The 17212-nt window shown below is 32.5% G+C and carries 9 protein-coding genes; all 9 read left to right on the top strand.

Annotated features, from left to right (window positions below):
* The first annotated feature begins 378 nt into the window (after window positions 1-378).
* Entirely contained in the window at window positions 379-3501 is a 3123-nt protein-coding gene (locus ACFQ0S_RS09850) for a glycosidase (RefSeq protein WP_379757039.1), read from the top strand.
* An 18-nt stretch (window positions 3502-3519) separates the two neighbouring features.
* Window positions 3520-4968 (top strand): Ig-like domain-containing protein, encoded by a 1449-nt coding sequence (locus tag ACFQ0S_RS09845; RefSeq protein WP_379757042.1) that lies wholly within the window; start codon window positions 3520-3522, stop codon window positions 4966-4968.
* Between the two features lie 127 nt (window positions 4969-5095).
* Window positions 5096-6574 (top strand): glycosyl hydrolase family 16, encoded by a 1479-nt coding sequence (locus tag ACFQ0S_RS09840; RefSeq protein WP_379757045.1) that lies wholly within the window; start codon window positions 5096-5098, stop codon window positions 6572-6574.
* Window positions 6575-6607: 33 nt separating this feature from the next.
* Window positions 6608-7501: a glycoside hydrolase family 16 protein gene (locus tag ACFQ0S_RS09835; RefSeq protein ID WP_379757048.1), complete on the top strand. Its 894-nt coding sequence runs from the start codon at window positions 6608-6610 to the stop codon at window positions 7499-7501.
* A 161-nt stretch (window positions 7502-7662) separates the two neighbouring features.
* Entirely contained in the window at window positions 7663-11061 is a 3399-nt protein-coding gene (locus ACFQ0S_RS09830) for a hypothetical protein (protein WP_379757051.1), read from the top strand.
* Window positions 11062-11064: 3 nt separating this feature from the next.
* Window positions 11065-12324 carry a glycosyl hydrolase family 17 gene (locus ACFQ0S_RS09825; protein ID WP_379757054.1) on the top strand — a complete coding sequence of 420 codons (1260 nt, stop codon included), beginning with the start codon at window positions 11065-11067 and terminating at the stop codon, window positions 12322-12324.
* Between the two features lie 57 nt (window positions 12325-12381).
* Window positions 12382-13836, top strand: coding sequence for a glycoside hydrolase family 30 protein (locus tag ACFQ0S_RS09820; RefSeq protein ID WP_379757193.1), 1455 nt, complete (start codon window positions 12382-12384; stop codon window positions 13834-13836).
* Window positions 13837-13885: 49 nt separating this feature from the next.
* Entirely contained in the window at window positions 13886-16264 is a 2379-nt protein-coding gene (locus ACFQ0S_RS09815) for an MFS transporter (protein ID WP_379757057.1), read from the top strand.
* Complete coding sequence (locus tag ACFQ0S_RS09810) at window positions 16254-17180, top strand: glycoside hydrolase family 17 protein (RefSeq protein ID WP_379757059.1); 927 nt, start codon at window positions 16254-16256, stop codon at window positions 17178-17180. The genes ACFQ0S_RS09815 and ACFQ0S_RS09810 overlap by 11 nt, the downstream gene beginning before the upstream one ends.
* Window positions 17181-17212: the final 32 nt, after the last annotated feature.

The following is a 17212-nucleotide window of genomic DNA, read 5'->3' as shown; positions in this document are numbered from 1 at the left end:
ATTTAACTATACATTACCTCAACAATAACCTTGTAGTGAACCATTTATTTTGCTTTTTTTTTACAAAATACTCTTTTTAAAATTCCTAAATCGATAGTGTTTACAGTCTTTTTTTGTGATATGTAAAATTATTTTAGCTTTTTTTGTTGTTGTATGCTTTTTGTAGAGGCGGTTTTTATTTAATTATCATTTGTAATATATAATTTTGAAATTCAAACAAAAATATTTAATCAAACCAAAGAATTATGAATTTAAAATTAGTATTCCAATGAAATAAGCAATCTAAGTTACGGATTTTACATCCAAATAAATTACAAACAACTATTTTTAAATCAAAAAAAAGAATTTTTGATTTTAATTTTTAACTAATTATTTAATATGAAAAAAAATATTTTTTTACTAATCTTTTCTTTTTGTGCATTTTCAATCTATTCTCAAGCCGATAAGGTTGCTGTAGATAAAAATGCAGAAGGAATAAAACTAAAAGTTAATGGAAATGACTTAATGATAAACGGTATGAACTGGGATTACTTTCCTATTGGTACAAATTATTCTTACAGTTTATGGAATCAATCAGAGAGTGTTATAAAACAAGCTTTAGATGATGAAATGTCATTGCTTAAAAATATGGGTGTAAATGTTATAAGAGTATACAGTGGTATGCCAAAAAAATGGATTGAATATGTTTATGCTAATTATGGTATTTACACTATGTTAAATCATTCTTTTGGTCGTTACGGTTTAACCATTGATGGTGCTTGGGTGCCAACTACCGAATATGCAGATGCTAAAACCCGTCAATTACTTTTAAAAGAAGTAAAACAAATGGCTCAAGAATATAAAGACACAAAAGGTTTGTTATTGTTTTTGTTAGGAAACGAAAATAACTATGGTTTGTTTTGGGACGGGGCTGAAACTGAGAATATCCCTGTAAAAGATAGAAAGTCTACAAAACGTGCTGAATACATGTATAAATTGTTTAATGAAGGTGCAGTTGCAATGAAGTCTATCGATAAGTCACATCCTGTAGCAATTTGTAATGGAGATTTATTGTTTTTAGATATTATAGCAAAAGATTGCCCAGATGTTGATATTTTGGGTGTGAATGTATATAGAGGAATTTCTTTTGGAGATCTTTTCGAGAGGGTAAAAAAGGAATACGGAAAACCAGTATTATTTTCTGAATTTGGTTCAGATGCTTTTAACGCAGTTTCTAGCCAAGAAGATCAAAACGGGCAAGCAGCAATTTTAAAAGGGAATTGGAAAGAGATATATGAAAATGCCGCAGGTCTAGGAAAAGCAGGAAATTCATTAGGAGGTTTTACATTTCAATTTAGCGATGGATGGTGGAAATTTGGACAAACAAAATATTTAGATCTTCACGACACTAATGCTTCTTGGTCTAATGGAGGATATGCATTTGACTTTGTAGAAGGGGAAAACAATATGAATGAAGAGTGGTTTGGTATTTGTGCAAAAGGAACAACAAATGCAAATGGTAATTATCAGTTATATCCAAGAACTGCTTATTATATTTTAAAAGACGTTCATCAGTTTAATCCTTATACCAATGGAAAATCAGTAGCTGATGTAGATAATTTCTTCAATAAAATTCAAATCATGGATGCCTCTCTAAAAGCTAGAGGTGATAAATCGGCATTAGACAGTCAAAAAGGTGGGAAAATTAAATTCTCTAGATTAGCGGCAGAGTTTACCACTTTTAATACTGGTGGTAATCTTATAACAACTCCTTCTAATGCAGAACCAAATAGTACAGCAACACCAAATCAACTTGGTTTCGATCACATGCAATCCTATTTTATTGGCGTTGAAGGAAGTCCCGCTTCTAACATGACAGCTAATGTTGATTTTAATATTTTAGGTAACGTTGCACTCAATCCAATTGATCAAATATTCTATGAAAACAGAGGCGGTCCAGTACTTTTAAAAGGTAATGACAATAGTACCGTAAATTTAAGCGATAATAACCGTGTACAAGTATATAGAGCGAATGTTAAATGGGATGAAAAATTATTCAATTTAAATGCATTTTATAGAACGGGACACTACCATTGGGGGTATGAAGGGGATTTCTTTGGCTTATATCCTGAGGCTAATTATGGTCCTAACATTGACACATATAATGGTTTAGCTCCTTTTGGCATGGAAGTAGAAGGTAAAAAAGAATTTAATGGATTAAAATTGGCTTTTGGACCTCAATTATGGTGGGGAGCCAACCCTGCATTGTTACTTAAATACACTAAAAAAATCAAAAATATTGATTTAACTGGAGTTTTTCATGAAGATTTAGAACAACAGGGATTTGCAAATACATCTATCGCTATACCTCAACCAAAAACAAGACGATTTACTTTACATGCCAACAGAAAAATAGGCAAGTTTAGTTTTGATTTAGGAGGTATTTGGGCTGGACAGCCCCTTAACGGTAGAGAATATGATGTTGTACGAGGCAATCAAGCTTTTACCAAAAAGATTGAATCTAAAGACAATTTTGGGGGAAAGACAAAAATCACTTATACTGGTGGAAAATTTAATTGGTATGCACAAGCTGCAGCACAAGGATTGGTTGCAGGTGGTGCAACTGGAGATCAAACACAAACGTTTACCGGTTGGAGATTAAAAGACAGTGGAAGCGGTAATCAATACAACTTTTTAACTGGAGCAACGTATACTATTGGTAAACTACAAATCGCACCTAATTTTTTATGGCAAGAACCTATCGAAGGACCTGTTACAACTGACGCTGTGGGTGGTAGAGCAAGAAATATTGTGACTGATCCATTTATCGTTAGAGGTAATAGAAAACAAATAGCAGCGGAATTATTATTAACATTTGATACTACTCCAGGAACTTGGATGTATGAGTGGGACAATGACCGTTCAGAAGATGCTAAGTTAGCTATTAGTGCAGGTTTTGTTTTCCGTCATTTTTCTACCACACAAGATGCTTCAATTGGTTTTTTAGCTAATAGAACTGCTTTTGCTTTTGAAGGAGCCGCTCCTGCAAAAGATTTATGGGAAGCTAATTTAAGAGTTGTGTCTAAGCTTAGTCCTGATTTAGGAATAATTACCACAGTCTATGGTGGACCATCACAAGGAAACGGAAGCGATGCAAGAACAATTAAACGTTTTGGAACTGACGTTCGATTGAATTATAAAAAGGTTAAAGTTAATCATTCATTAAAACTAAATGACTGGGGTCCATTTGATTACCATAGAGATTTTAATTTAACTTTCCCACTTCAATTAATGACTGATATTTCTTTTGGTATTGGTAAGCAAGATTGGTTTGTGCTACCGGGAACTAGAATTGGTTTCAGAGGAACTTGGCGTTCTTTAGATCAATATTCACCAAGATATTCACCAACTTTCGTGCCGGCAAATACGTATCCTGCAGTGCCTACATTGAGTCCAGTTGGGTTTGGCAATGGTCAAGAATGGGAAATCAGAACCTATCTTCAAATAAACATTGGTAATTAATATACATCTAATAAAAAAATGAAAACATATTCAATTTTTAGTTCAAAAAAAGTGAGTTTTGCCCTTATGGGTTTACTACTTATTTTAGGATGTCAAACAGACGATTCCGATTTGAAAGGAGTTAAAAACTCAAATTTAGCAGAAATTTTTACGGATAGCCCAGTTGGTATGGGAACCAATTTTTATTTTCCTTACGGACCAGGTCCGGATAATTCTATAGGTTCTAAATTTACGGCTTGGACAGTTGACCAAAGCGAAAGTTACAAAGGGAATGCATCTATGCGTTTTGACGTTCCTAATGCAAATGACCCTGATGGTAATTATGCTGGAGGAATTTTTAAGATAGATGGGGGTGGTCGTGATTTATCAGGCTATGATGCGCTTACTTTTTGGGCAAAAGCTTCACAAGGTGTTACTAACGCAGAATTTGGTTTTGGTGAAGATTTTTACCCAAACAAATACATTACTACATTGACAAATGTTAGCCTAGAAACGTCATGGACAAAATATATTATACCAATACCGGATGCTTCAAAGTTAGTAAATGAAAAAGGTATGTTTAGATACGCTGCTGGTTCTGAAGGAACTAATAAGAAAGGGTATACGTTTTGGATTGATGAGCTTAAATTTGAAAAATTAGGAACAATTGGAAACCCAAGATCTAAAATAATGGGGGGAGTTGATGATGTTCAGCTTAGTTATATCGGCTCAAAAATAACGATAACAGGTTTAACTCAAACATATAATTTAGCTTCTGGTCTAAATCAAACAGTAAATGTAGCACCATCTTACTTTACATTTATATCATCTGATAATAAAATAGCTACAGTTGATGAATTAGGAGTTGTAACGGTCGTTGGTATTGGTACTGCAACAATTACTGCAAGTTTAAATAATATAGTAGCAATTGGTTCTCTTAAAATTAATGCAGGTGCTGCATTTGTAAATGCGACAAACCCTTCACTACCTCAACCTAGTGTAAATTCCATATATAGTGATTTTTACACAGGAGTAACTGAATTTGATCCTGGATTTTTTGCTGGTCCAAAAACAAGTAAAATTTCTTCTCAGACATTTAGTGATAATCAACATTTGAGTTATCAGTCTATAGATTATGTTGGTTTAGCTTGGAAGGGAACAGTTAATGTATCTAGTAAGACTATGTTACATTTAGATATTCAACTAAAAAACGCTGCTGCATCTAACCTAATACTAGAGTTAAAAGACTTTGGTTCTGATAATATTGATAATAATCCCTCATGGAGCAATGATTCGGCTGGTGGCTATAATTTATCTAACAAATTAGTTCAAGATAAATGGGTTAGTTTAGATATACCTTTAAATGAATTTACGTTAGGAACTGGTGGTGGTGGTAAGGGTTTATTAAATCGAAATAATATAGGCTTTGTTATTTTTGTTTCAAGTAATGGAGCATCTTTTTTAGTCGATAACATCTATTTTTATTAATAGGTAAATTCAAAATTTATAAATAATTTAAGATGAATAACAATATAGTCCTAAAATGTTACCTTTTTGTAGGTGTGTTTTATACTGCTTGGTTGCTCTAGCGATAATGAATTTAAAATAAAGAAACATGAAAAAATACTCAATAATTAAATTTAATAAGATAGGTTTGTGTCTTTTGAGTTTTCTATTCGTTTTTGGCTGTCAAACCGACGATGAGAATTTACAAGGAGTTAAAAACTCAAATTTAGCAGAAATTTTTACGGATAGCCCAGTTGGTATGGGAACTGATTTTTACTTTCCTTACGGGCCAGGGCCAGATAATCCTCCAGGTTCTAAATTTACAGCTTGGTCAGTTGACCAAAAAGTTAGCTACAAAGGAAATGCTTCTATGCGTTTTGATGTTCCTAATGCAATTAATCCAGATGGTAATTATGCTGGAGGAATTTTTAGGATAGATGGTGGTGGTCGTGATTTATCAGGCTATGATGCACTTACTTTTTGGGCAAAAGCTTCACCACATGGTGTTACTAATTTAGAATTTGGTTTTGGTGAGGATTTTTATCCAAATAAGCATATTACCACTATAAAAAATGTCAGTCTTGGAACAGCTTGGGTAAAATATATTATCCCTATCCCGGATGCTTCAAAATTAAAAAATGAAACGGGGATGTTTAGATACGCTGCTGGTACATCAGATACAAATAATAAGGCTTATACATTTTGGATTGACGAACTTAAGTTTGAAAAATTAGGAACAATTGCAAATGCAAGACCAAAAATTTCAGATGGTCAAGACAAAGTAGTAACCAAATTCTTAAAAGATAGTTTTAGTATGGCTGATTATTCGTTATCAACAACATTTAACATGGCCTCTGGGGCAGATCAAAAAGTAACAACCGCACCATCCTATTTTTCTTTTGTTTCATCTGATACTAATGTTGCTACAGTAAGTGATTCAGGTATTGTAAACATTGTTGGTGTGGGTGAATCAAAAATAACAGGTTCTGTTGCGGGGGTTAGTGCAGTTGGTTCTCTAACGGTTAAAGTTCCTGGAATATTTCCTGTTGCTTCGGACCCTATTTTACCTCAAAGTAAAGTGATTTCAGTATTTAGTGACAAATATACTAATATACCCATAAATTTTTATAACGGATATTGGCAGCCATACCAAACAACGGAAGGCGGTTTAACAGTTATAAACAGCCAGAATGTATTAAATTATACCGAATTTAATTTTGTTGGTACTAGCCTAAAGAATCCTATAGATATTTCGGAGATGACACATTTTAGTGTTGATATCTTAATGCTTGAGTTGCCTACTGATATTGATCTTCTTCTAACATTTAAGAATGAAAGTACCTTGCCTAATACTTTTCAACAAAATCGCATTGGTCAAAGTTATCAATTAGATGCAAGAGCTCCAGTTGTATTTAAAGATACTGAATTTAAAGCAGGAGTATGGGCAACAATAAAAGTTCCAATTAGACCAAGATCAGATATAGCAAATCTAGATAAGACAGGTGTAAGTGTAATAATCATTGAAAATATAAAATCATCTAAAGTAAAAACTCTTTATATGGATAATATGTATTTCTATAAAGAATAAAAATAAAATATAATTAATTTAAAATAATATAATATGTATAAAAATAATAATATAGTTATGAAGTCCTTCTTCCTTATTCCAGGTGTGTTTTTTGTAATGTTTAGTTGTTCAACCGATGAAAAGCAAAAAGTTGTTACCAAAACACAATTAGTAATGAGTGAAGATTTTAATACAAATGGTGCTCCAGATCCGTTAATTTGGAGTTTTGATGAGGGTAGAGGTCCATTAAATGATGGTTGGGGTAACAGGGAAATGCAATTTTATACAAAAAGACCAGAAAATGCTGTAGTTAAAGATGGTTATTTGATAATTACAGCTGTTAAAGAAGATTATGAAGGTGCTAGTTACACCTCTGCCAGACTTAAAACCCGAAATTTATTTGAGAAAAAATATGGTCGCTTTGAAGCTAGAATTAAAATGCCTCTAGGTAAAGGATTGTTTCCCGCATTTTGGATGTTAGGAAGCAATTTTTGCGAAGCTCAATCACTTGACAACAATAAAAACGTTTTTTGTGATAGTACAAAACCTAATTATGAAGAAGGTAATGTGCTTTGGCCAAATTGCGGTGAGATTGATATTATGGAGTACATAGGTAGTAAACCAACCCAAGTGTTTGGTACTGTTCACGGACCAGGTTATTCAGCTGGTGAAGGAATATCAAAAAAGTACACCTTGCCTAATGATAGATTTGATAACGATTTCCACATTTTCGGAATTGAATGGGGGGAAAATTATATCAACTGGTATGTTGATGATGTTTTGTATAACCAAATTACCCCAAAAGATGTTAAAGGAGAATGGGTTTTTAATAAGCCTTTTTATATGCTACTGAATCTTGCTGTTGGTGGTAATCTGCCAGGTGAGCCAAACAATGAAACCGTTTTCCCACAAAAAATGATTATTGATTACGTAAGAGTTTATCAATAATAAATTGTTTATTCCATTTTAATTTAAAAACCAATTTGAACTTTAAATTAGTAAAGTTTAGATTGGTTTTGATTTCAAAAAATAAATATTGACAGCCAACAAATATTTAAAAAAGCTGTTATAGATAAAAAGCAATTTTAGTTCAAATTAATATAAAAACGATGAAAATAGTTGAATTAGAGGGAGAAAAATATTATAAAATAGAAAATCACGATACCATGCGACCTTTTTTTATGAGCATTGTTAGTGATTCTAATCATTGGTTGTTTATTTCTAGTAATGGCGGACTTACTGCTGGTAGAAAAAACGCTGAGTTTGCTCTTTTTCCCTATTATACAGATGATAAAATAACCGAATTTGCTGATATAACAGGAAGTAAAACTATTTTCCAAATTCGATTTGATGACAAAATAGTGCTGTGGGAACCTTTTTCTGAACGTTTTAACGATCATTATAATCTTACCAGAAATTTATATAAAAACTTCTATGGAAATAAAATTATTTTCGAAGAGATTAATAATGATTTACAACTGACATTTAGATATCAATGGAGTTCAAGTAACATTTTCGGATTTATAAAAAAATCTGAAATTATAAATAACGCTAACAAAGCTTATACTATCAATTTATTAGATGGTATTCAAAACATAATGCCGCAAGGTGTCAGTAGCGATTTGCAATCCAGTACGAGTAATTTAGTAGACGCCTACAAACGTAACGAATTGCATGCTGAAAGCGGATTAGGAATTTTTGCCCTTAGTGCCATTATTGTAGATAAAGCAGAACCAAGCGAAGCATTAAAAGCAAATATTGTTTGGTCATTGGGTATAGATAATCCTACCTATTTACTTTCTTCGAAACAACTTCCTGCTTTTAGAAAACTAAAAAAATTAACTGGCGAATCAGATATTAAAGGTGAAAAAGGAGCCTATTTTATTGCTACCGAATTGAATTTAGCACCCAATGATTCTAAAAACTGGAAAATTATTGCTAATGTAAACCAAGATCAATCTCAAGTAGTGCAGCTTTGTAATGCTATTGTTACTGATAAAACAATAGATAATCAAATTATTGAAGATGTGGCATTAGGAATGCAAAATCTTATTGCTCTTAACGCTTCTGCCGATGGGTTACAATTTACCGCTGATAAACTAATTGACACCAGACATTTCTCAAATGTGCTATTCAATATCATGCGTGGTGGAATTTTTGATGAAAATTATCAAATTGGCAAAAAAGATTTTATCCAGTATTTTGAAAAAGCAAACCGTGAAATTTTTCAAAAGAAACAAGATTTTCTTCACAATTTAAAAGACACATTTTCTTACGTTGAATTACTTAATTTAATTGAAAATCAAGATGATGAAGACTTAGAAAGGCTTTGTACAGAATATTTACCATTAAAATTTAGCCGTCGTCACGGAGACCCTAGCCGTCCTTGGAATAAATTTTCTATTAATACTAGAAGTGAAATAGACGGTTCTAAAATATTAGATTATGAAGGAAATTGGAGAGATATCTTTCAGAATTGGGAAGCTTTAGCTCATGCTTATCCTAATTTTATTGAAGGTATGATTCATAAGTTTCTAAATGCAACAACATTTGACGGATATAACCCATACAGAGTAACAAAATCTGGATTTGATTGGGAAGCTATAGAGCCAGACAATCCATGGTCTTATATTGGCTATTGGGGCGATCATCAAATTATTTATTTATTAAAATTTTTAGAGTTTATAGAAAAATACTATCCAGGGAAACTAAATTATTATTTTGAAAAAGAATGTTTTGTTTATGCGGCAGTACCATATATTATTAAACCTTATGATGACATCTTAAAAAATCCAAAAGACACTATAGAATACAGTCATGATTGGGAGAAAAAGATTATCGATCGTAGAGAGAAAATAGGTGCAGACGGTGCTTTAATTTGTGATAATAACAATGAAATTTACCATGTAAATTTTATAGAAAAAATATTAGCTACCGTTTTGGCTAAGATGTCCAACTTTATTCCAGAAGGCGGAATTTGGATGAATACACAACGACCTGAGTGGAACGACGCCAACAATGCTTTGGTAGGAAACGGAGTTTCGATGGTAACACTTTGTTATTTACGCCGATTTTTAAAAACTTTTGAAAAATTATTAGAAGCATCTGAATTAGAAACTATCAAAATTTCTAATGAAATGGTCGAATTTTATCATGAAGTTAGAGAATGTTTAGTAGAAAATCAACACTTGCTTTCTGGAAAAATTGATGATAAATCGCGTAAAAATATTTTAGACCGATTAGGTAAAGCAGCTTCAGAATATCGTTTTCAGGTATACAATAGCGGATTTTGGGGTAAGAAAAGAACCCATTCTATGTCGGGATTAAAGACCTTTACAAAAGTTGCTTTAGATTTTATTGAGCATTCAATCAATGCCAATCAAAGACCTGATAAATTGTTTCATGCCTATAATTTGATGTCAATTAATAATGACAAGGTTGTAGTATATAATTTAAGCGAAATGCTAGAAGGACAAGTAGCGGTTTTAAGTGCTGGCTATCTTAACGGTACTCAATCTTTACAAATCATAGATGCTTTAAGAAAAAGTGCTTTATATCGTCCAGATCAAAATAGCTATATTTTGTATCCTAATAAAGATTTGCCTAAGTTTTTAGAAAAAAACAATATTCCTAAAGAAAGAGTTGAAGGGTCTCAATTGTTGCATAAATTATTATCTGTTCAAAATAATGCAATTGTAAATAAAGATGTAAAAGGCAATTACCATTTTAATGGAAACTTTCATAATGACAATGACCTAAAAGCAGCCTTGGCAAAACTAAAAGAAAATGAAGAATATAAAACTTTAGTTGAAAAAGAAACAGAAAGTATTCTCCAAATTTTTGAAGAAGTCTTCAATCATAAAGCCTTTACAGGTCGATCTGGAACATTCTTCGCCTTCGAAGGCTTGGGTTCTATTTATTGGCACATGGTTTCTAAATTGCATTTAGCGGTACTAGAAGTAATTGAAAAAGCCCATTTAGACCAAGAAGATAGTTCAGTTATTAAAGCTTTATCATTACATTATGATGAAATTGGTAAAGGAATTGGTGTTCATAAAACTCCAGAAGTTTACGGCGCATTTCCTACCGATCCGTACTCGCATACTCCTATGCATAGAGGTGCGCAACAGCCGGGAATGACAGGACAGGTTAAAGAAGACGTGCTTACTAGAAAAGGAGAATTAGGAATAAAGGTAAAACAGGGTGAACTTAATTTTCAACCTACACTATTAAATAAAAACCAGTTTTTGCAACAAGATGAAACTGGAACCTTTTTCGATTTTGAAAACAAACCTTACTCTTTAGCATTGCAAAAAGGAAGTTTGGCATTTACTGTTTGCCAAGTGCCAATTATATATAAAATAGCTGAAAACAATCAAATTGAAGTGAAGTATAAAAACAGTTCAGTTGAAACTTTTTCAACTTTGGCCTTAAACCATGAGGTGAGCCAAAAAATATTTCAACGAACAGGAGAAATTGCACAAGTTACAGTAGGTATTAATATTTAAGAAATGAATAAAATAATAGTTATAGCACTTTTATCAGTAGTAACATTATTTTCTTGTAGTAAAAAATATATGGGTTCAAATAAAACTGTAGCAATTACAGCAAAAGATATATTAGGAAATTCAAACTATCAAGCCATAAGTTACGGCGGTTATAGAACTAAAACGAGAGATGTTGTGCCAACTATTTCTCAAATCAAAGAAGATTTGAGGATTTTATCGGCAATGAATATTAAAGTGCTGAGAACTTATAATGTGCATAATGAAGAAGTAGCTAATTTATTAGAAGCGATAAGAGCATTAAAAAGGGAAGACTCTAACTTTGAAATGTATGTCATGTTAGGCGCTTGGATAGATTGTAAAAATGCATGGACAGTATATGAGCCAATCCACGATGAAGAAAGCGAACGAAATGCTGTTGAGATTACAGAAGCTGTTCGATTAACAAATGAATATCCAGACATTATTAAGATTATTTCAGTTGGAAATGAAGCTATGGTGAAATGGGCTGCTAGTTATTATGTAACTCCCAATATCATTTTAAAGTGGGTCAATCATTTGCAAAATCTTAAGAAAGAAGAAAAATTACCTAAAGAATTATGGATAACAAGTTCTGATAATTTTGCTTCTTGGGGAGGTGGTGATGCCGAGTATCATGTTGAAGATTTAAATCAATTGATTAAAGCTATTGATTACATTTCGATGCATACTTATCCAATGCACGATACACATTATAATCCTGTATTTTGGGGAACAAAGTCAAATGAAGATCATTTAACTGAGCGCGAAAAAATAGACGCAGCAATGATTCGGTCAAGAGATTATGCTATTTCACAATATAGAAGTGTGGCTATTTACATGAAATCGTTAGGTGTTAATAAGCCATTGCATATAGGAGAATCGGGTTGGGCTACTATGTGTAATAATTTGTATGGTAATTCAGGATCGAGAGCTACAGATGAGTATAAATCGGCTTCATTTTATAAATTGATGAGAGAATGGACAAATAAAGAAGGAATATCTCTTTTTTATTTTGAAGCTTTTGATGAGCAGTGGAAAGATAGTGGGAATGCAATGGGGTCAGAAAATCATTTCGGATTAATAAACCTACAATCTCAAGCAAAATATGCTTTATGGGATTTAGTTGATAAAGGAGTTTTTAAAGGTTTAACTCGTGATGGTAAGCCCATTACAAAAACCTATAATGGTAATTTAGAAGCCTTATGGCTAGATGTGAAAACACCTGCTGTATTGATTAAAAATTAATTAAAAATGAAAAAATTTACTATAGTTCGATTAAAATTTTTTATAATAATTTTTATTATGGCATTCGTATTGAATAGTTGTAAGGTAGCCAAAGATTTAAATGTTGCAGTCTATGAAACTTCAGCTCAAGGTAATTCATTAACAAAAATAACTGCCTTTTCTGCAAACGAAAACGCAGTGTTAATCAACATAAACCCTGAAGAGAAATTTCAAACGATTACTGGTTTTGGTGGCTCATTTACCGAAGCTTCGGCCTCTTTACTCAATCGATTGAGTCAAACTAATCGTAAAAAAATACTTGATGCCTATTTTGGCGAAGAAGGTGCCAATTATTCATTGACAAGAACACATATTGCTTCTTGTGATTTTTCGTTAAGCAATTACACTTATGCTAAAGTTGAAAATGATGTATCACTAGAAAATTTTACTATTGAAGATGATAAATCAGATTTAATTCCAATGATTTTAGAAGCGAAAGCTATTTCTAAAGAAGGGTTTAATATTATTGCTTCTCCATGGACTGCACCACCTTGGATGAAAGACAACAAAAAATATGTTGGAGGAAAATTATTACCCGAATTTAATGATTCGTTTGCTTTATACTTTTCTAAATATTTGAATGCTTACAAAAAAGAAGGAATCAATATATGGGGTGTAACCGTTATAAATGAACCACATGGCAACGGGAATAACTGGGAAAGTACGCTTTTTTCTCCAAAAGAAATGACCAATTTTGTTCAGAACCATCTAGGACCAAAATTAGAAAAAGAGGGTTGGGGCGATGTAAATATTTTAGGTTACGATCAAAACAGAGCTGGAATAAAAGAATGGGTAGATGTTATGTATGAAGATGAAAAATCGTCTAAATATTATGATGGTTTAGCGGTACATTGGTATGAAAGTACTTATGAAGTTTTCCCTGAAGATTTACAATATGCTCACAAAAAAGCACCAAATAAATATTTAATCCAAACGGAGGCTTGTGTAGATTCTGAAATACCACATTGGAATGACGATGCTTGGTATTGGAAAAAAGAAGCTACCGATTGGGGTTGGGATTGGGCTAGTGAAAAGGATAAATATTTGCATCCTAAATATGCTCCTGTTAACCGCTATGCTAATGACATCATTGGTTGTTTGAACAACTGGGTCGATGGCTGGGTCGATTGGAATATGGTTTTAGATACTGGTGGAGGCCCAAACTGGTTTAAAAATTGGTGCATTGCTCCTGTAATTGTAGATGTCAATAAAGATGAAGTCTATTTTACTCCATTATACTATACCATGGCTCATTTTAGCAAATATATGAGACCTGGTGCAGTAAAAATTGGATGTACCATAAATCATAAAGAGATTGTTACTACAGCTGTAAAAAATCCTGATGGTACAATAGCAGTCGTAGTTTTTAATCCAACATCAGAAAAACAAAATATTACTTTACAATTAGATAAGAAAACTAAAAGTATTTCAATTAATGCGCAAGCTTTACAAACAATAATAATCTATCCATAAACCAATTTAATTTCATTAATAAAAATAACCATCAAATAACCAATATATTATGTCAAGTCAAAATTCAAACACAATTACAAAGGTTCCTATGGGGCAAAAGATAGCCTTTGGACTAGGAATGTTAGCCAACCAAATGTTTCCGGCAATGATTGGAATTTTCACTGTTGTATTAGTAGAACAACTAGGTTTTAGTGGGTTGTTACTTGGTTTAACCTACTTTATTCCTAAATTTTATGATGCTTTATTTGATCTTATAATGGGATATGTAAGTGATAATACAAAATCAAAATGGGGCAGACGAAGACAATATGTTTTAGCAGGTGCCATTATTTTAGGAATTTCATTTGCATTAATGTGGCAATTGTATGTTGAAAATGGTGTTACTTACAATTTTATTTACTTTTTAGTTATTTCTTTGATTTTTTATTCAGGTCTTACCATATTTAGCATTCCTTACGTTGCTATGGGGTATGAAATGAGCGACGATTTTCATGAGCGAACTAATATTATGGCAACTTCTCAACTAATTGGTCAATTAGCTTGGGTTGTTGCGCCTTGGTTTTGGGTATTGATGGCTGATAAATCATTGTTTTCATCTAGTGATGTAGCGGTTAGAACTTTGTCTGTTTATGTGGCTATTGGTTGCTCCATTTTAGCGGCTATTCCAGCATTTTTTATTCCAAGTAAATCTACTCTAAACGAAAACTATAGCCCAATTGATTTTAAAGGAATCCTAGGTAGTTTTGGAGAAATTAAAGAAGGATTAAAAGCTTCGATAGAAATCAAGCCTTTCAGAAAAATTTGTATAGCAACTTTCTTAATTTTTAACGCTTTTCAAACAACAGCTGGCTTTTCATACTTCATTATCAAATATTACTTGTTCAAAGGAAACGAAGAAGGGTTTGGTTTATGGCCAACATTATTTGGGTGTGTAGGAGCAATTAGTACCACTATTATGGTAATTCCTATAGTTGCAAGGATGTCTAAGGTAATGGGAAAAAAGAAAGCATTTTTACTTTCTCAAGGCATTTCAATAGTGGGTTATATTTTACTTTTTTTACTTTTTGTTCCTGGTAAACCTTATTTATTTCTTTTTGCACTTCCATTCTTTTCATTTGGTATAGGTAGTCTGTTTACCTTAATGATGTCAATGACATCTGATGTTATAGATATAGATGAATTAAATTCTGGCAAAAGAAGAGAGGGAAGTTTGGGAGCTATTTATTGGTGGATGGTTAAATTTGGAACTGCAGTGGCTGGATTATTAAGTGGTTTAATTCTTTCGTTGGTTAGTTTTCAATCGAATGCAGCTTCACAAACAGATGAAACCATGTTTTGGTTAAGAATTTTCTTTGTAGGAATTCCAATTCTTGGTACTTTAACTGCTATTTGGGTAATGAAAAATTATGATATTGATGAAGTGAAAGCTTTAGAAGTAAGAGATTTAATAGACAAGAGAAAAGGTCAAGGTCAAAAACAATCGTCAGCATATCTTTCTGGTAAATTACTATCATTAGGGAAAAGCGGAAGTGCAATAAATACTGTTAAAGGTACAGATTTAAGATCAAAAAACGAAACTGAAATTAGAACACAATTTTCCGAAATTTTAAATAGTGGTTTACATGGTTTGTGTTTTAGTCCTTATGTTGAAGGTCAAAAAGCAGGTGATATTTTATCAGAAAGTCAAATTAATAAAAGACTCGATATCATTAGTCCTTATACGCAATGGATTAGAACTTTTTCTTGTTCTGAAGGTAACGAACTTATTCCAGAAATTGCGCATCAAAAAGGATTAAAGACCATTGTTGGAGCATGGATTAGTGAAGATAAAGAACGCAATGAAAGAGAAATAAATTCCTTGATTTCACTAGCAAATGCTGGTTTAGTAGATATTGCTGCTATAGGTAATGAAGTGTTACATCGAGGAGAAATTGCGGAGCAAGAGTTATTACAATATATCAAAAGAGTAAGACAAGCGCTACCTGTTTCTATTCCTGTCGGATATGTAGATGCCTATTATCAGTTCCTTGATCGACCTGCTTTGGTTGAGGCTTGTGATGTTGTTTTAGCCAACTGTTATCCATTCTGGGAAGGCGCAGACAATCAATATGCAATCTCATATTTAGATGAAATGATAGAATTAACTCAACGCGTTTCCAAAGGTAAAAAAGTAATCATTACTGAAACAGGATGGCCAAGTACCGGGGAATCTGTTGAAGCTGCAAAACCATCCAATGTAAATGCAATGAAATATTTTATTGCTGTTCAAGAATGGGCTATTCATAAGAATATTGAACTTTTCTATTTTTCATCATTTGATGAATCTTGGAAAGTAAATCAAGAGGGCGAATTAGGAACAGCTTGGGGAATTTGGGATAAAAATGAAAAATTAAAGTTTGATACTAAATTAAGAACAAATGTCATTTAGAAGAAAAGAAGATTCGCTTTATCAAATTAATTTTGATGAAACTAAACAAGTTGATTCTTTTAAAGGTGTTGATTATTCAACCCAATCGTCTGAGCAATTAATTAACCTTTTTAGTCAAGTGTTAAAAACTGGAATGCATGGGCTTTGTTTTAGCCTTTATGAAGACGGACAAAAACCTGGCGATATTATAACTGAAGAACAAGTTCGCCGTAGAATGAAAATTATTGCTCCTTATACCAAATGGGTGCGTTCTTTTTCATGTACTGAAGGGAACGAATTTATTCCAATGATTGCTAAAGAATATGGAATTAAAACATTAGTAGGAGCATGGTTGGGCGATGATCCAGAAATTAATGAAAGAGAAATTGAAGGGCTTGTAAAATTGGCTAACGAAGGTTTTGTCGATATTGCTGCTGTGGGAAATGAAGTTATGTATCGCAAAGATTTATCTGAAGATGAACTTATAGAATTTATCAGCAGAGTAAAGGCTACTATTCCTGATTTGATTCCTGTAGGTTATGTAGATGCGTATTATGAGTTTTCTATAAAACCAAGAATAACGGCAGCTTGTGATCTTATTTTAACCAATTGTTATCCGTACTGGGAAGGCTGTGATCTCGAATATTCATTAGGACACATGAATCAAATGTACCATCAAGCTTTACATGCTGCAAATGGGAAAAAAGTAATTATTACTGAAACGGGATGGCCAAGTAAAGGCGAAAGTTTTAAAGGCTCTCATCCATCTACAGAAAACGCTATAAAATATTTTATAAATACGCAACTCTGGTCTCAAAAAGAGAATATTGATATTTTTTACTTTTCTTCTTTTGACGAATCATGGAAAGTAGGAGCCGAAGGTGAGGTTGGAGCCTACTGGGGTATTTGGGACAAAAATGAAAAATTAAAATACTAATAAATAAAATTAAATTAATACTAATCAAGTTC

The sequence above is a fragment of the Flavobacterium myungsuense genome (assembly GCF_042677265.1).
GTDB classification, from domain to species: Bacteria; Bacteroidota; Bacteroidia; order Flavobacteriales; family Flavobacteriaceae; genus Flavobacterium; species Flavobacterium myungsuense.
This window is presented reverse-complemented; position numbering and strand designations above follow the sequence as displayed.